Origin of the sequence: Legionella steigerwaltii, from assembly GCF_001468065.1 — a bacterium.
Taxonomy (GTDB): domain Bacteria; phylum Pseudomonadota; class Gammaproteobacteria; order Legionellales; family Legionellaceae; genus Legionella; species Legionella steigerwaltii.
In genome coordinates, this window is record NZ_LNYZ01000013.1 from 70,769 (window position 1) to 88,271 (window position 17,503).

Consider the following 17,503-nt stretch of genomic DNA (forward strand, 5'->3'; position numbering starts at 1 on the left):
AGACATGAAAGATTCAAAAATAGAAAGCTCTCAACTTAATACCCATTTTAAAACTGCTGCCGAACAGACTAACAACAACAATGCCGCTTCCCCCTTATCCATTAAAATTAAAAGACAACTTTTGGATTTCTATAATTTACTTTCTGATATGATGTGTCGAACTCCTTATTTTGATAAGCTTCCCAAAGAGCTTGTGGAGGAAATAATCTCTCATCTCCAGAAGGATGGAGCCAAAGAGGAAAAAGCTATCAGCGCATTCGTCGCGACTCATAAAAGAATGTATACCTTATTTCAACCCACTCGACTTGGTGATTTAACCACACAGTTGCTGTGGAATACTGTAACTGGCCAACAAGATAAAGCAGAAAAGATAGTCGATATGCATCCTGAGTTGCAGCTGAAGCGCGGTACAATCACTGACTATTCAGGTAGAACCTTTAAAAACATTACGGCGTATGAGTACGCCTATTGGGCAAAGGATACCCATATGTGTCGAATGCTGGAACGACATATGGATAGAGAGACCAAATTGGCAATGCTCAAATGCTGTGAAGCAATAGAAAAAAATGGATTGACCTATGAACAAGATGGAGTCGAGGTTAAAGGCTCAAAGCATTTTGATATGACGCCACTTCTAAATGCATTAAAAAATTTCAGAGATTATTTACGTAATGGGTTTGACTTCAACACTTTAACAACAAATGAACATCAAGTCATTCGTGCACAATGTGATGTACCAGTCCATGTGGCGAATGAATATTGCCGCGTTGATCGTTCGTTTTACCCTACCCCTACATTTAAAGATGGGACCTTGCCACGAGTATTCGATATTACTACTTCTAGACGCAATACGTCAAAGTATTGGTATCCATTGACTGATGAATACCCAAATAGATTTATTTTACTACGAGTAAATGAAAACAGCTGCTTCGCCCCTAAGTGGATTTATCCTTCACGCGTAGCAGACGGTATAGATCTTGATTTGGAAGCCTTAGAGCATCTTGATAAAGTAAGAACAGAAGAGCTTGCAGAGCTCCGGGAAAATCTTAGGCGGGTTGAACCAAAACTTGATAACGAGTTATCTTGTTTTTAAGGACGATATATAAGCAGTCAGCGTAGATACTGTCTTTAATCTTGCTTTTAATGCTCCATCAAATTCTGATTAAATAATTGTTTTCGGCTTCAACTTTTAGTGGGGCTACTTTTATATCTTCGGCCTCCTACTTTGGTCTGTCAATTAAGAAGGTCTGAGGGGTAGGGTAACTATTACTTTTAAACCTCCTTGCAAATTATTAGTCAATGTAATATCACCTTGATGCATTTGAATAATTTCTCTGGCTATGGTCAATCCAAGTCCCGTACCACCTGTACTGCGTGAACGCGAATTTTCTCCTCGATAGAAAGGCAAGAAAACTTGTTCAAGATCCGCTTCTGGTAATCCTGGACCTTGGTCAGTAATCGTAATCTCTATTTTATTTTGCGAACAATTTAGGTGCATCACCGCTTTATAGCCATAATGAACTGCATTATTAATCAAATTATTAAAGGCACGTTTGAGTAAATTTACTGTACCAAAATAAACTAGCTTTGGGCTTTCACTGATAAAACTAACATCATAATTCAATTCAACTGCGTCATCCTTCAATGATGAAAGCAAAGCGACCAAATCAAAGAGCTGAGGTTTTTCTTCAACATTCACATCTCTGAAATAATCCAATGTTTCACGGATCATCAGTTCCATTTCGTTAATGTCGGCCATTATTTTATTGTAATTGGGATCATCTGCTAAATATTCGGCACGTAATTTTAAGCGAGTTAGAGGAGTGCGTAGATCGTGTGAAATCGCAGTGACCACTCGAGTTCGATTTGCTAAAAGCTTATTTACCTTTTCTTGCAGATCATTAATTTTTTTAAAAATCGCTTTTTGATCCTGATTCCCAGTAACGGGGATGGGTAACCAATTTTCTTGATGTTCACTATAATGAAGACTTTGAATTAATGTGTGGATTGGTTGATTCAGCGTTCTGACGGCCCAATAATTAATAAAAAGTAATGCACCAATTAAGATAAGAAAAAGGCTGACTATGGAGTTTGCTTGTCTAGGAAAAAAAGAAATTACTTTGATATTTAGCCAATTATTTTCCTTTATAAATACCGAAAACTCTAATTTTTTATTCTCTTTTATTAAATTAAAAAGCACAGGAGCTTTTAAAGTTAACAATGCATTTTTATCGTATAACGGTTGGGGAGATAAAGTGATTTCAGCCCACGAAATACCTTGATTTCTTAAGATTAAAGGCCAAATGGATTGAGGATTTTTTTGTAACAACGTAACGAGATGGGTCAATGAGCGTACAGCTTTAGGTGGAAGTGGCGATCGGATGTTTTCATAATAATATTTCCCCAGCTGCATAAGAGAAAAAATTATTAATAAATTACCTAATATTAATCCAACAAGGGTTTTTTTTGCTGTTTTAGTTAATTGACTCATACTAAGTCAACCTTGGTTTTAAATTGATAGCCGCCGCCACGAATAGTTAACAATAATCGTGGGTTGCGTGGATCAAGCTCTATTTTTTTACGTAAACGACCAATGAGGACGTCAATGGTTCTGTCTTGCGAATCACAACCTTTGTCATATAACAAATCCATGAGTTGATCTCGGCTTAAAATACGTCCGGGATGCTCCAAAAAAACAACCAACAGTTCATATTCTCGTTGACTTAAAGGGATAGCAACGGATTCCTTATCAATCAAAGAATGAGTGTTGCGATCGAGAATCCAATTATCAAAATGGATTTGTTGCAATGGCGTGAGTTTTTTACGATCATTTTCTAATTCGCCTTGGGTTCTTCTTAATTGTGCCTTGATTCGTGCGAGCAATTCACGAGAACTAAAAGGTTTGGAAATGTAATCATCTGCCCCAAGCTCTAGTCCTGCGACTCGATCAGCAATACTGTTTGCTGCGCTTAGCATAATAATCGGCATGCTGTGTGTTTGACGAATTGTTTGACATAAACTTAATCCATCAATTCCTGGCAGCATAATATCTAAAATGATTAAATCAAAATTATTCTCTCTTAATAACTGTTTGATATTCAAGCCATTCAATGTCCAAGTGGTTCGAAAACCGTTTTTAATTAAGTAATCATTAATCAAGTGCGTAATTTCTTGATCATCATCAATAATCAATATGTGACTTTTTCTTGCGCTCATGAATCACCTGATATGAATAATGTGGCTGTCGTAATGTATTTGCTTAAAACTTTACAGACTAGGTTCTGTTTACAATTCGCTAGATTGAGCCAAAATGGAATGATTTTGGAGCACCGAAACGCAGCATACACGAAGTATGTGAGTATCGGAGCACATAAAATCATTCCATTTTGGCCAAGATAGTAGAATTGTAAACAGAACCTACATTATATCAATAAAATTCCCCATGTTTAGCATTGTAACAGTGTTGTTACAATAAACCGCTCATTTGTCATATTCCTATTACATTGCCTCATTAGACTTAACAATGTAACTTTATAGGAGAAATGAAATGAAGATTAAACGTTTTTTATTAATTAGTAGTTTGTCTTTGGGTGTTTTAGGTGCTTCTATTGCAACAGCCCAACCATCAGCAACGGCTGCGGTAGCCTCTATAAATCATACTGGGCAGTATCGCCAGCATGTAGGTAAGTTATTAACTCCAGAACAGCGTTCTGAGCTGGCAAAAATCAGGAAAAGTCTTCGTGCGCAAATGGCTCCTTTAATTAAAGAAAAACGCGCACTCAGCATGCAAATAAGAGGTAAAATAGCTACTTCTAACGCAAAATGGAGCGATATATCCCGCTTGGTGGAAAAAAGAAATACGCTTAACGCGAAGATAAATACGTTATGGACTCAAACTCAGTTCCAAACGTACCAAAAATTAGGTGTATTACTGCCCATTCACCATCATGGTCACCACTGTCGTTTTCAAAATAAAAACCTTGTAAAAAAATCATAAAAGAATGCATCTGGCGGTTTCGCATTTTTTGCGAAACCGTTTATTTTTTCAATTCTATGACGACAACTCGGATTGGGTGTTTGCCCATGTTTTCATCCGTGTGCAATTCACCAGGAACATCTTTTTTGAGATAATATGCTTTATCTTTTTCCAATTTTAGGAAATGTTCTTTTCCTTTATTATTGACTACTTTCAGTTCTCCACTATCTAAAGCAACAACAACTCTATCGTGTTCATGCCGATGCATTTTTAGACTTTGCTCTTTATTAGGGTAGATTACCGTTGTCCAGACAGATACTTTTTCATTAGACAGTTGGGGAGTACGCACTGATTTTTTTACATCTGCATAAGAATTTATTGATGCTAAAAATGGAATAACGCATAGGATTGAAGTGATGTAGTTCCGCATAATGTCCTCCATAAGTTTTTGGGAGAACTATAATACATTGAATTCTATTTAAGAAGATGAATTCGAATAAAGGAACGAAAAATAAAGAATCAACTCAACTCGCTTTACGGAGGCCATCAGAGTTACTTGCAACACGAGCACTAAATGAGAGATTTTGAGTAGGAGTTCCCTATAGAGAGACTACTTCGTTTGCGACGAGATGAAGTAATAAATATCAATAAGTCCTTATTTTGTTAAATATGTTTAATTTTAAGAATCCCTTAAGTTTATTTATATTAAAATATTCGAAATAAATTAATTCAGTAATAATAGATGCGAAAATATCAAACCAGGTTAGGTATTAAATTAAAGGATGATTTTCGTAAAGAACGTAAGAAACAAAGAGAACTACAAGAAAAATTTGAACTATCTCTTTATCTTCAGCCTTTTGTTGCCCAAATGTCCTGTCAATTGACAGTTAAGGATGGCATTTTTTCATTTCCTAATGGTGTCTTACCAGATGGTAAATATATTTATGTTCGCACATTAGAGGGAAAAATTTTTGCATGTAAAGAAGAAGAGGTAGCGCATCACTCTTACTTAAGTAATGGCAAAAAAGTATTATCAGCTGGCTCTTTTATATTTGAAAAAGGGAGGCTGTGTTTGGTCAGTAATGAAAGTGGCCATTACACACCGACTAATAGTGAGATGCAACCTGAAATTGAATTTTATTATTCTGTTGCTCAGAATCCAGATTTAATTTATGAGGATCATTCAAAGAATCCATCCCAAAAAATAATTAACCAGTATAAGGCCAAAGATATCGTAGAAAAACATACGATCGATACCTTAAAACCATTAGCCAGTTTCAACAATAGAACATCAAAATTTGGACTAAAATTAAATTCACGACAAGCTGCGGGGCAAGAAAAATCAGCAGGGCGTCCCGGGAGCCTTTTTGAATTGAGTTTTTTTTGGACTAAAAACCTAAAACATTTCAAGCAAAAAGAAGTTTTAACGAATCATAGCAAAACTCTTCAGAATGAACCCCATCATGGTTACGATGATGAGGCACAACTGCCAAATCCGCCCCATCATGGTTACGATGATGAGGCACAACTGCTAAATTCGTCCCATCATGGTTACGATGATGAGGCACAACTGCTAAATTCGTCCCATCATGGTTACGATGATGAGGCACAATTGCTAAATTCATCCCATCATGGTTACGATGATGAGGCACAACTGCTAAATTCGTCCCATCATGGTTACGATGATGAGGCACAACTGCAAAATCCATCCTATCATGGCTACGATGATGAAGCACAACTCCTAGACTCGTCCTATCATGGGTGATGACAATAAGTGTCCGTTTCGGACTACTTCAGCTTCTTAGTGCTGCTCATGGTTCGATTTTCAAGTAATCTCAGTACATTTCGCAACAACAATCTGCTGAATCAATTTCGTTAGTAAGGCATAATTCTGAGTCTTATGAGAAGTTGTGCGCCAGGCTACCCCAATTTCTCTATAAGCATGATCCGTTTTTAAAGGAACGGCCACTAAATCAGTGCCAGTAAGAATGCCACTGTTAATTGCAAGATTGGGCAAAAAGGTAATGCCAGGTTGATGGCTTACCATTTGAATTAGGGTATGTAAACTGGTTGCAAAAAAGTGATTGATTTTTTTGCTTTCTTTTAATTGACAGGCTTGTAATGCATGACCTGTCAAGCAGTGTTCTTTTTCAAGCAGAAAAATACTGCTTTCAGGTAATTCACTGATTTCTTTGTCAAAACCTTTATGTACCCACATTTTAGGTAGGACGAGTTTAAAATAATCTTTGCATAATATTTGTGTTTGCAAATCTTGGATTGGGTAGGGGAATGCCAAAATCGCGAGATCAAGTTTGCCTTCTCCTAAATGCTTCAAAACATTATCTGTCGTATCTTCTCGGATAAATAAAGTGAGTTCTGGGTAATTTTTCTGACACAGATTTTGTAATTCACTGAGAATAAAAGGAGCAATAGTAGGAATTACGCCCAAATAAATTTCCCCTTGCATTACTTTTCCTTGGTTGCGTGCGTAATCTACCAGATCGTGGCTTTGTTCGATAATCAATCGACTGCGACGAACAATTTCTTCACCTAGGGGAGTGAATAGAAAAGTTTTGTGATCACGTTCAAGCAATTGCGCCTCCAAACTTTCTTCAAGATTTGTAATTGCTGCACTTAAAGTGGATTGACTAATAAAACACGCTGCCGCAGCACGACCAAAATGCTGATGCTCATAGAGTGTAACTAAGTAATGTAACTGCTTTAGGCTTACTAATCTGCTCATCGATTTTTCCGATTAAAGTTATCTATTTTATTCATTTTAAATAATTATAGACCATAACTATAATTTAATTGAAATAAACGAACTGAGGAGAAATTTATGTTAACTGTTGGTCAAAAAATTCCGGAATTTTCTGTTGTTGCAGTAAAACCTGGTTTTAATAATCATGAAGAACATGGTGTGAGTGCTTTTGAGGTTGTTACTGAAAAAAGTTTCCCAGGAAAATGGAAAGTAATTTTTTTCTATCCTAAAGATTTTACTTTCGTATGCCCAACAGAAATTGTGGAATTTGCCAAATTAAATGGTGAATTTAATGATAGGGACGCAGTGGTATTGGGTGGAAGTACTGATAATGAGTTTGTCAAACTGGCATGGCGAAGAGAGCACCAAGACTTAAATAAGTTAAATCAATACAGTTTTGCAGATGTTCGTGGGCAGCTCACTGATGGATTTGGCATTAGAGAAGAGGAAAGTGGTTGTGCTCTAAGAGCAACTTTTATTGTTGACCCGAACAATGTGATTCAACATGTAAGTGTTAATTCTTTAAATGTTGGTCGTAATCCTCAAGAAATATTACGTATTTTGGATGCCTTGCAAACTGATGAATTATGTCCATGCAACCGTCCTATTGGTGGCGAAACGTTATAATTCTAGCAAAAATTGCAGAAGCTCCTATGGGGCTTCTGAAAAGGAGAATCCTATGTCTATAGAACAATTAAAACAAGCGCTACCTGATTTTGCTAAGGATATTCGTCTTAATGTCAGTAGCTTATTTGGTAATATTCCACAATCAGGATTAACAGAAACCCAATTTTATGGGGTTGCGTTGGCTGTAGCCTATACGTTGAAAAATAAGCGTATTATAGATGCTATTAAAACAGATGGAACGCTTTATATCTCTACTGAGTTGGAGCATGCTGTAAAAACCGCAGCTGCTTTGATGGCAATGAATAATGTGTATTATCGTGCAATTCATTTGGCAGAAAATAAAGAGCTTGCATCCATGCCGGCTAATTTGCGCATGAATGGTATGTTAAATCCTGGGGTACCTAAAGCTGACTTTGAGTTATTTGCACTGGCAGTATCAGCAATTAATGGTTGTGGCATGTGCATCCATTCTCATGTTAGGCAATTGTTGGAACATGAGTTGGATAAAGTTGCGGTTCAATCGGTACTTAGAATAGCAGCAGTTTTAAATGCGTTGTCCTTTGTTCTATTACAGGATGAATTGTAAGAGTGGTAGTGGGGGCACGATTTTAAGCCCCAGATTTTCTTAATCAACTCTTTATTTTAAAGTCATTCGTAGGTTGGGCCAAGTCCCAACTTACCGTCTAATCGGCTTTAGGATATGCTAGATAATTTACTATCTTCCAATGACCTGTTTGATCTTGCTCAAAGACATCGAGCCCTTCATCTACTGTTTCTGAAATTACTTTTCCGTGCTCTGAAATTTGTAGGTACCAAGTGACCCTAACACTTGCTAAATTGTCAGAACGATAGATTTGATGAAGTTTGAAACGGTATTTATAGTCGCGATCTTCCTGGAAAATCTTCTTAAAGCTATTGCAGATTGATTGATAGTTTTTTTGTGGGGCACCTTGATAATTAGCATGAATATCAGGAGAAAATAAGTTACACGAATTCTCTAAATCTTTGCGGTTGAACGCATTTGTCCATGACGAAAAAATGTTTTGGAATAATTGAGTAGAGTTTCTTTTTTCATTAGCACATACAGCGGGTGTCATGAAAAAAGAACTTATAATCAGAAAAGCGATTAATCCTCGAGTCATTTTTTTCTGCCTAAATCAAATAATTGGTATGCTTATGCATCTTGCCAGTCTTCAGGTTCTAAAGGAATAATCAGCCATAGCAGGATGTATGCGATAAATGCTGTGCCTCCGGCTAAGAAAAAAATAACAAAAATGATTCTCATCCATACTGGGTCGACGCCAAAATAAACTCCTAAACCGCCACATACTCCTGCAATTTTTCGATCTTTACGTGAACGCCATAATTTTTTATACGGTTGCTTCATAAATTTACCTTCTCAATGAACGAGCGCCGACTTACGCGCGTGTTAACCATTTTTTCCCTTCTACAAGGCGTGCAATCATCATACTGCTTACGGTGTTGCATGTCACATTAAGCATAGTTGCCAGTGGATCAATAATAATACTAATTGCCGCTATTATTATTAAAACTGAAGAAGGAAATCCATATACGCTGAGTATGAGTAACTCACCAAGCATTCCTCCACTCGGAATTGCCCCCATTACAGTACCAACCAATAAAGAAATTCCTAAAGCGGTAAGCAGTACATTGGGGCTGGAAAAATTTAAATGAAAGATCCCAAATAAAAAAGCAATTTTGAACACACCACCTATTACCGAACCATCTTTATGAATGATTGTACCTAAAGGAATTACTGTCTCATAAATTTCAGGAGCGATTTGCATTTTTTTTGCAGCCGTTAAATTAGCAGGAATACTGGCGGCACTACTGCATGTGGCAATCGATGTAACTACGGGCAGAAAAATGCTGCTCCAAAATAATTTTATACCTTGAGTTTTTCCAGCTAAATAGGCAAACATCGTGAAGGCAATAATAAAATAAATTACTCCAAATGTATAATATAGGACAGCAATTCGGAGGTAATTAGCCATCAATTGAGGTCCTAGATCATGAACTAACACAGCGAAATAGGCAAAAAAACCAATTGGCGCATAATACATAATCAAAGCAAAAACCCGCATAAAAATTTCTTCGCCTGCCTGTAAAAAATCAATAAAAATTTTTCCCTTTTCATTAGCCTTCGATACTGCAATACCCACCAGGATTGAAAATACAATGAGCGCTAAAATATGTTGATGCGAAAGCAGATTGCTAAATTCAGGAACCGTAAAAATACCAGCAATTTGATCGAAGACACTCAAGGTAGATGTTTTTTCTGGGACATTGAGTGGTAATGCAACTCCTTGAGCTGGGGGAAATATGCTTACGATAAAAAGGGAATAAACTGCGGCTACGATCCCGGTAAATAAAAAGATAACCGCCATATAAAAAGCGATTTTACTCAGCTTTCCGATGGAGCCAACCCGTGTAATTGCCGCAGTAACACTAAAAAAAATCAAAGGGACAATCGCCGTAAAAATGAGGTTAAGAAAAATCTCGCCAAAAGGTTTTAAGTAGAGGGTAATTGGCCCAAAAAAGTAGCCTGTGAGACCTCCTAATAGAATAGCGGTAATTAAAATAAATGGAAAAAAATAGGAACCAAAAGTTTTTTTGATACTCATTAACCATTGTCCTTAAAAATTTTTAGGAACTTTGCTATTGTATCTCTTTGCTTGGGTATCAGGCTATATATAGATGTATGTTTTAAGAAAAGCAAAAGCATGCTGAGAAGTTTCTAAATACTTTATAGCGTGTATGGAACAGATTGGATTCTAAATCTGCCTATGATTTAATTATCATTAAATTCAATAAGATAAAATGGTTTTGAATATAAAATGAAATAATTGAACCAATAGTTCTCACCATGTATAATCGACAGCGCTTCTAATGCAACCCACGTGTGAGGATCATTATGCCTTCAGTTAATCCTGTTATTTACAATTACACTAACCTCCAATCCTGGCAAGAAGAATTAATTCCACTTGAGCTGCAAATAAGAGAAAATTTGCAATTTATTGAAGAGCAAATGCAACACCTGAGACCACTCCAAGAAGAATTAGATCCTATAAACTTACGCATTTCCTTAATACAGTCCCAGATTGATATGAATATGGGTACCACCCAGGATTTCATGCATCCTGGGCATCATCACCATGGAGGCTATACTCAAACTGTAGATATAATCATGTTGCAATTGGAATTAGCCCGTTTTCAAAAACAACGTGATGAGCTCAAAAAAAGTATGAAACCTTATGAGCAGACAATTATTGAAGTCCAGACCGGTCTGCGTGAATTGTCTTCTCGTCGTGCCTGGTTAAAAGAGCATATTCCCGCTGCCCAGTTATTTTTAAAGACGCTACAAGAAGATCCTCGGATGTCGGTGCATGCTTTAACCGATAAAATTTGGGACGCATTTATTAATTACGAAGATACTCATTTGACCGGTCTTTCCCCGCAAGTGCGTATTTGCTTGATTGCAGTTCGATATTGGAGTCTACTGACTTCCTACCCTCAAGGATATACTCCAGAGTACATAAACCCAATCCATCGCAGTAATTATCTTCGTTTATGTGGTTTCTTATGGGACATGTACTCCAAGGTAAAACAAGAAAAAAACGATGCCGAATTTGAAAAGATCTTAAAAAATCTTATTGAAAGTACTCATGTGGCTCAGCATGGTGATTTACCTTACCCCATGCAAACAGGTTTTAGTGCGAGTGCCTGGTTTGAGAGTAATAAAAAAATGACTCCAGGATTTTTCGCAATTGAAGAACAGAATTTATCTAATTTAGAAGAACAAATTTTTAATGAAGGGCTTACTTTTATTGCTCAAAATACACCTACTCAGCTTACTGTACTTCAAAAGCATATAATTAATGCGGTCAATTTAATTGATGCAGAAGTTAAAATAAAAAAACAGAAACACGAGGAGATTGATTACCATTTTTACGGGCGAACTGTGCTCATTCTGAACAGTGTTTTGACTAATTTCACAGATAAGCAAGTGGGGAAACGTTTGGGCGATATCGCTGAATATGCATCCGGAAGTAACTCTGTGGGTAAACAAGTTTTAGGCGGACTTCTTATTGTGCTCGGAATTTTACTCATTGGTGCTAGTGTTGCTGGTTTTTTAGCTACTTTGGGTTCGAGTTCCCTATTGAGTGCCTGGGGTATTTCATTAGGACTTGCTTTATTTGAAATGGAACTTGTTTGCGGAATTGCCTCTTCTCTGGCTGCTGCGACAGGAATTGGATTAACCTTTTTTGCAGGTCCAAAAGCAATCGAATCAGGAACACGTAAAGGCTTATCTCAGGAGCTCATGGAGATTAAAGAAGGGATTGAGCATTATGGTGAACCACCACCTTACAGTATTGCTGTATCTAATTAATTTCCTCATTGCATCATTAAGTCATACCCTATAATCTAAATAAATACGGTGGAGTTTTGACTTTGATAAGAGCTCCTTTTTTTACTTTTTCAGGTAAATGAAGATGAGACATAAACTTTTCTATAAAAATAAGACTTCTTCTGATTCACATAAAGAGCAAGAATGTTGTATTCAAATTCCCTCTGCCAAAGATATAGAACAAATGCATGGGATGCCAGCTGGTGCTGATGAGGATCAGTTCGAACGTCTCAAGCACATGACCCAAGCGATCGTGAAAATTCAATCTAAAGATTCTTCATTACCGGTTGCCACTACGGATGTTGTGAAATTGCCTGAGCACTGGAATCACTTATTTGCGGCAATGAATAAAGGTGATGCGAAGCTTGCATTGGCCATTTTCGCCAAATTTCCTGAAAAAGATGAGATTCTTCAAGCATTATTGGCGGTGCATACATCAGAATATTTACAGGAAATTATTATGAATTGTATGCAAGCACAACAAAAAGGATGGAAGCAATTAAATTCAGATATTCTTATTACTCCGAGGACATTTGAAGTACTAATCAAAGATATTGCAATGACCATGTTTCATTCTAAAAAAGTACATTTTTCTTTTGGATTACCTAGTCATCATGCGTTCGCTGATGAAGGAAGTGGCTTTTGTATTTTAAACAAAACCGCGATATTACTTAAGTACATGCAAAGCTTAAACGGTAAACCGCTCAAACACATTATTATTGGGACCGATGTCAATCGAGACAATGGTTTATGTGATGTTTTAATGAACCTTGCTTCAGATAGGGATATATGTCACATCGATGTTTTTGATTCGAGGGTTTATCCTCGACAAGATGCTGCATACATTACGAAAACATTCAAAAAGAGTGGAGAAGATGAAGGACAAAAAATTCAGTCATGGCAACAAGAAAATTTACATTATTTTGCTGTAGACCTAAGTCTCACGACACGTAAACCAGGTTCGGTACATCCCGCCTTGGTTTTTGCAATAGATAAAATTGAGGAGCAAATCAAGCAGGCTCAAAAGAATGATCAACAAATAGCTCTATTTTTACCTACAGGTTGGGATTCACATGAAGAGGAAACTGCTTATTGTGGAAAGTATGTTGATGGTTATTTAATGGGAACCACAGAGGCAAGGAAAACTCGTTTTAATGCAACAGACTTAACTTATTTTTACGAGAGTTTATTTAAACTGTATCAAGAAAATAAAAACGATATAGTAAAGATGTATTGGGGATTAGAAGGTGGGTATAATCAAAAAATGTATGAACGACAAATTCAATTGTTGATGTCGCTTGTTTTAAAAGATCTTGTCCATCAGGATACAAATGAAATTATACCTGATGGCCCTAAAAAAGCTTAAGGTAAATAATAAAAGGGATTTGGCAACTTAAAAACCTTTTGGGCATATCCGCCTTTAAGATCACTGTATTGATCGCCTATTGATGCCACAATGGTATACCCTTTTTGGGTGATCATTTTTCGTGCGTGCGATTTAAACGGAATAATGGATTTGGATGTATAATTCATTGGGCGTAGATACAGACCTGACCATCCATTATAACCTGCTGTATGTAAATTGTTTTCTGTGGCTTGGCGTTCAGACTCATTTCTTCCGGTAACAAAAAATACTTTGATACCATGATTACGTGCATCACGATACAAGGTAAGCATGGGCTTAATTACTGGAGCATTAGCGGCCATGATGTCTTTATGAAATTGATTACGATTTCCACCAAAATCACGTTTAATCATGTATTGATAATTCGATAAGCTGGTTTCATCAATGTCTAAAACAAGCGCGAGTTTTTTATGTGATTTTTCTTTTTGATTTATTTCGGCCTGTTGATCAATATATTTTTGTGCTTTTTGAATCACTTGAGTTAACTCTTTTTGATAAAGACCCGAGTCATGATAATTTTTGAGCTCGATTTTTACTAAAGTTAAGTTCGGTGGATCTGAAAAAATTGGATTTGCAAAAAGAAACGCAATACTAAGTGTAATTAGGTTTAGTGATTTTTTGAGTAAGCGCTTCATTATCCATCCATTTTCTATTAAAAGGAGGAATTATATCGTTGTTCATTTGTTTGTCAAATTAGCACCCAATTCCGTCTCATTTCTACGCAAGCACTCTGTTACGAAGAGGTCCTGTGGATAGCCTGCCCATCCTCAGTTATAATGCCGCTTATTTTGTTTAATAATTGCCATACTATGCATTTGAAGCAATTAAAATTAGCCGGGTTTAAATCTTTTGTTGACCCAACAGTAGTTCATTTTCCGAGCCAGTTGGTTGCCGTTGTTGGGCCCAATGGCTGTGGAAAATCAAACATTATCGATGCGGTACGTTGGGTTATGGGGGAAAGCTCGGCAAGAAATTTGCGTGGTGAATCCATGACCGATGTGATTTTTAATGGCTCCTCCAATCGTAAATCTGTAGGTCAGGCTTCTGTTGAGCTTGTATTTGATAACAGTCTTGGGCGTCTCACTGGCCCTTTTGCCAGTTATGGTGAAATCGCAGTAAAGCGTGTAGTCACTAGGGATGGTGATTCTTCTTATTATTTAAACGGTAGTCGTTGTCGACGTAAAGATATTACCGATATTTTTCTTGGTACTGGTGCTGGAGCGCGTGGTTATTCAATTATTGGCCAAGGGACTATTTCTCAGCTCATTGAAGCCAGGCCCGAAGACTTAAGGGTGTATCTTGAAGAGGCGGCAGGTGTTTCCAAATATAAAGAACGTCGACGTGAGACATTACAACGTATTGATCATACCCGGGAAAATCTCACTCGTGTTGCTGACATTCGAGATGAGTTGGACAAACAATTGCAACGTTTAGAACGACAAGCCAAGGCGGCTGAACGTTATCTCATTCTTAAAGACGAAGAACAATTGTGTCGAGCAGAAATTTTAGCTCTGAAATGGCATGATTTTATTGTTCAGCAAGAAGTAAAACAACGTGAAATACAAGAATTAGCTGTTAATTACGAACAGCAACAAAGTGCACTAGCCAAAGCAAATAAAGAACGAGTTGAATTGAATGAAACACTTCATGATGTGGATGAACAAACACAACAAATTCAGGCAAGTTTCTATCAATTAGGCACTGAAATTGCGCGTTTGGAAGAAACCATACAGCAACAAACACGCGAAAAGAAACGTTTGGTGCAGGATCAACAGCAAATGCAAGCAGATTGGCAGGCTGCTGAAGAACAGCTCAAACACGATAAAGAGGAATTGCTTCATTGTCAGCAGAATGCACACGATCGAGAAAAGCAACTTGAGCAATTGAGAACTCAATTTAAAGAACTGGAAGCTGATTGGCAAGATACTCAAACGCAACAAACAGAATGGGATCTCCGCTGGCAAGAAGTTCAAACTCATACGAGCAATCTGAAAAGAGAGTTTCAGGTGACTCAGGTGAACGCACACCATTTGGACGAAAAATATCAACAAACACTTTTAAGATTAGAAAAGCTGCAATTAGAACAAGAAACTATTTCGATAGAGGATTTACAACAACTCCAAAATAGCTTAGAAAAACAGCGTATTAAATTAATTGCTGATCAAGAGTTTGATGCATTGCAACTAAAGCAAAGTCAAGAAAATACAGAGCAATTACGCGCTAAGTTACAGAATATAGAACAGCAGCTGCATGTGTTACAAGATGATTTTCATCATGCGAACAGTGAACATGCTGCATTAATGGCGGCGCAGCGTGCAGCACGCCAAGGCCTGCAAAGCAGTAAAAATGCCATTAATGAATGGTCAGAAAAACCTCGGCTAGTGGATATCTTACAGGTTGAAACCAAATGGCAATCTGCTTGTGAACGTGTGCTTAACGAGGCATTACATGCATATGTTCTTGAAACTTTTGAAGAATTATGGCCGCAACGCGCTATTTGTGAACGGCAAGGCGAAAGTATCGTTACTCTTAGAAAAATCAAGATTGAACCCACGTCTTATCCTCGTCTTATCGATAAAATAAAAGGAAATATTCCAGCAAATGTATATCCCTTAGAACATATCTATACTGCAGAACATTTTGATGAAGCATTAAGTTGGCTTCCTGCATTGGCGGAGCATGAATCAATCATAACGCCTGATGGTTTCTGGTTAGGTCAAGGATGGGTGAAATTCGCTACTCCTGAGATACAGGATGAGTTAGGTTTATTGGCACGGCAACAAAAAATTACTGAATTAGCTGGTGTTGTTCAGGAGTTGCAAGAGAAGATCGGTTCCTTAAGGATTGAACGTGATGATACGCATCAGCAGTTACAAAAAGGCTTAAAAGATATTGAGTTACAACAGTTGAATGTCAATGCCAGTAATGAGGCATTAAGAACCAATAGTGTGGCCTTGAGTGCGAATGAACAAGCTATTGTGCAGACTGAAAAGCAGGCAACTGCTTTAGCGTTTGAATGTGAGGAATTGAAACTTATTTTGGAAGAAACGGCAGCAGAACAATGTACTATCAAAGAGAAATTGCATTCTTTGGAAGAGCAATGTCAAGTGTATGAGCAACAACAAGAACACAGCTTGCGAGAAAAGCAAAACGGGTTGCAAACCTTAGCATCAAAAAATAAGCAGATGGAAGAGTCTCGAGTTCTATTGCATCATGCGGAACTGGAGTACGATAGAGAAAAGAACAAAATACAGCAACTCAATGATCGGATCCAGCGAGAACAAGAACGTTTAAATATTTTGCAAGAACGTTTGGAAAACTTAGCAATGCTTTGCTTGCAAACAGAAGGCCCTGGAGAGGAACTCAAAGAGCAACTGGCTCAACAATTGCAAAAGCATGGTGAAATAGAATTGCAATTAACTTTAAGTAGAGAACAATTATCACAGTTAAGGATGATGCTTGAAGAGTGCGAAAAAAATATTTTAAACTTTGATTTTGAAGTAAAGCGTATCCAAGAACAAATAAGCAAAACTCGAATGGAAGAACAGGCTTTGACAGTACGTGCCAGCTCTGTACAGGAATCGCTTGATGAGTCCGGCCTGCAGGCACAAGCATTACTTGAACAAATACCTCCAGGCGTAACTCAGGTTATGCGTGAAGATGAATTAATTGCTCTTTCTGAAAAAATCAAGCGTTTGGGAGCTATTAACCTCGCTGCGATTGAAGAATTTACAACAGAACAACAACGTAAAATATATTTGGATGAACAGTATGATGATTTAAGTCAAGCATTGGCAGCTCTAGAAACTGCTATTGAGAAAATGGATAAAGAAACTCGCTCACGCTTGGAAAATACTTTTGAAGAGGTCAATTCTTCCTTTAAGGCACTTTTCCCACGTCTGTTCGGTGGTGGGAGAGCGCAGCTCGAATTGACTTGTGATAATCTATTGGAAGCTGGTATTGTAGTAATGGCACAACCTCCGGGGAAACGAAACAGTACCATTCATTTGTTATCCGGAGGAGAGAAGGCAATGACTGCTGTAGCATTAGTTTTTGCTATTTTTCAGTTAAATCCTTCACCATTTTGTATGCTAGATGAAGTTGATGCACCTTTAGATGATGTAAATGTGGGGCGTTTTTGCGCTTTGGTGAAAGAGATGTCACAATTCGTACAATTTCTCTTTATTACACATAATAAAGTTACAATGGAATTAGCAGATCATTTGATTGGGGTAACTATGCGTGAACCTGGAGTGTCTCGCTTGGTTGCGGTTGATGTAACACAAGCTTTGGCTATGGAGTAAA

At 37.4% G+C, this 17,503-nt stretch carries 16 protein-coding genes; 8 read left to right on the plus strand and 8 right to left on the minus strand.

Annotated elements, in window-relative coordinates:
• Window positions 1-4 precede the first annotated feature (4 nt).
• A complete protein-coding gene (locus Lstg_RS08155) occupies window positions 5-1,093 on the plus strand; it encodes a hypothetical protein (protein WP_058477176.1) in 1,089 nt (362 codons plus the stop codon).
• 144 nt (window positions 1,094-1,237) lie between these two features.
• Here Lstg_RS08155 and Lstg_RS08160 read toward each other — a convergent pair whose 3' ends face one another.
• A complete protein-coding gene (locus Lstg_RS08160; protein ID WP_058477177.1) occupies window positions 1,238-2,491 on the minus strand; it encodes a sensor histidine kinase in 1,254 nt (417 codons plus the stop codon).
• Entirely contained in the window at window positions 2,488-3,216 is a 729-nt protein-coding gene (locus Lstg_RS08165; RefSeq protein ID WP_058477178.1) for a response regulator transcription factor, read from the minus strand. Before Lstg_RS08165 ends, Lstg_RS08160 begins: the two co-directional genes overlap by 4 nt.
• A 331-nt stretch (window positions 3,217-3,547) precedes the next feature.
• Here Lstg_RS08165 and Lstg_RS08170 point away from each other — a divergent pair, with 331 nt between their 5' ends.
• Window positions 3,548-3,997 (plus strand): Spy/CpxP family protein refolding chaperone, encoded by a 450-nt coding sequence (locus Lstg_RS08170; RefSeq protein ID WP_058477179.1) that lies wholly within the window; start codon window positions 3,548-3,550, stop codon window positions 3,995-3,997.
• 40 nt (window positions 3,998-4,037) lie between these two features.
• Here the strand turns inward: Lstg_RS08170 and Lstg_RS08175 are convergent, their stop codons facing one another.
• Window positions 4,038-4,406, minus strand: coding sequence for a cupin domain-containing protein (locus Lstg_RS08175; RefSeq protein WP_058477180.1), 369 nt, complete (start codon window positions 4,404-4,406; stop codon window positions 4,038-4,040).
• Between the two features lie 312 nt (window positions 4,407-4,718).
• Between Lstg_RS08175 and Lstg_RS08180 the strand changes: the two genes are divergently transcribed.
• Entirely contained in the window at window positions 4,719-5,741 is a 1,023-nt protein-coding gene (locus tag Lstg_RS08180) for a hypothetical protein (protein WP_058477181.1), read from the plus strand.
• Window positions 5,742-5,801: 60 nt separating this feature from the next.
• Here the strand turns inward: Lstg_RS08180 and Lstg_RS08185 are convergent, their stop codons facing one another.
• Window positions 5,802-6,719, minus strand: coding sequence for a hydrogen peroxide-inducible genes activator (locus Lstg_RS08185; protein WP_058477182.1), 918 nt, complete (start codon window positions 6,717-6,719; stop codon window positions 5,802-5,804).
• Between the two features lie 96 nt (window positions 6,720-6,815).
• Between Lstg_RS08185 and Lstg_RS08190 the strand changes: the two genes are divergently transcribed.
• Together Lstg_RS08190 and Lstg_RS08195 are read left to right on the plus strand one after the other, a co-directional pair.
• Entirely contained in the window at window positions 6,816-7,364 is a 549-nt protein-coding gene (locus Lstg_RS08190) for a peroxiredoxin (RefSeq protein WP_058477183.1), read from the plus strand.
• 52 nt (window positions 7,365-7,416) lie between these two features.
• Entirely contained in the window at window positions 7,417-7,950 is a 534-nt protein-coding gene (locus tag Lstg_RS08195) for a carboxymuconolactone decarboxylase family protein (RefSeq protein ID WP_058477184.1), read from the plus strand.
• Between the two features lie 97 nt (window positions 7,951-8,047).
• Here the strand turns inward: Lstg_RS08195 and Lstg_RS08200 are convergent, their stop codons facing one another.
• The 3 genes from Lstg_RS08200 to Lstg_RS08210 are packed head-to-tail and all read right to left on the minus strand — an operon-like array spanning window position 8,048 to window position 10,009.
• Window positions 8,048-8,506, minus strand: coding sequence for a YybH family protein (locus Lstg_RS08200; protein WP_058477185.1), 459 nt, complete (start codon window positions 8,504-8,506; stop codon window positions 8,048-8,050).
• A gap of 32 nt (window positions 8,507-8,538) precedes the next feature.
• The gene (locus Lstg_RS08205) at window positions 8,539-8,751 is read right to left on the minus strand and encodes a PspC domain-containing protein (RefSeq protein ID WP_058477186.1); all 213 of its coding nucleotides are present in this window, start codon (window positions 8,749-8,751) and stop codon (window positions 8,539-8,541) included.
• 31 nt (window positions 8,752-8,782) lie between these two features.
• Window positions 8,783-10,009 carry a dicarboxylate/amino acid:cation symporter gene (locus tag Lstg_RS08210; RefSeq protein WP_058477187.1) on the minus strand — a complete coding sequence of 409 codons (1,227 nt, stop codon included), beginning with the start codon at window positions 10,007-10,009 and terminating at the stop codon, window positions 8,783-8,785.
• A 290-nt stretch (window positions 10,010-10,299) separates the two neighbouring features.
• Between Lstg_RS08210 and Lstg_RS08215 the strand changes: the two genes are divergently transcribed.
• Both Lstg_RS08215 and Lstg_RS08220 read left to right on the plus strand, forming a co-directional pair.
• The gene (locus Lstg_RS08215) at window positions 10,300-11,775 is read left to right on the plus strand and encodes a hypothetical protein (protein WP_058477188.1); all 1,476 of its coding nucleotides are present in this window, start codon (window positions 10,300-10,302) and stop codon (window positions 11,773-11,775) included.
• Between the two features lie 103 nt (window positions 11,776-11,878).
• Window positions 11,879-13,159 (plus strand): arginase family protein, encoded by a 1,281-nt coding sequence (locus tag Lstg_RS08220; RefSeq protein ID WP_058477189.1) that lies wholly within the window; start codon window positions 11,879-11,881, stop codon window positions 13,157-13,159.
• Here the strand turns inward: Lstg_RS08220 and Lstg_RS08225 are convergent.
• Entirely contained in the window at window positions 13,156-13,833 is a 678-nt protein-coding gene (locus Lstg_RS08225; protein WP_058477190.1) for an HAD family acid phosphatase, read from the minus strand. The genes Lstg_RS08220 and Lstg_RS08225 overlap by 4 nt on opposite strands.
• Before the next feature lie 174 nt (window positions 13,834-14,007).
• Here Lstg_RS08225 and smc point away from each other — a divergent pair, with 174 nt between their 5' ends.
• The gene (gene smc, locus Lstg_RS08230) at window positions 14,008-17,502 is read left to right on the plus strand and encodes a chromosome segregation protein SMC (RefSeq protein WP_058477672.1); all 3,495 of its coding nucleotides are present in this window, start codon (window positions 14,008-14,010) and stop codon (window positions 17,500-17,502) included.
• Window position 17,503: the final 1 nt, after the last annotated feature.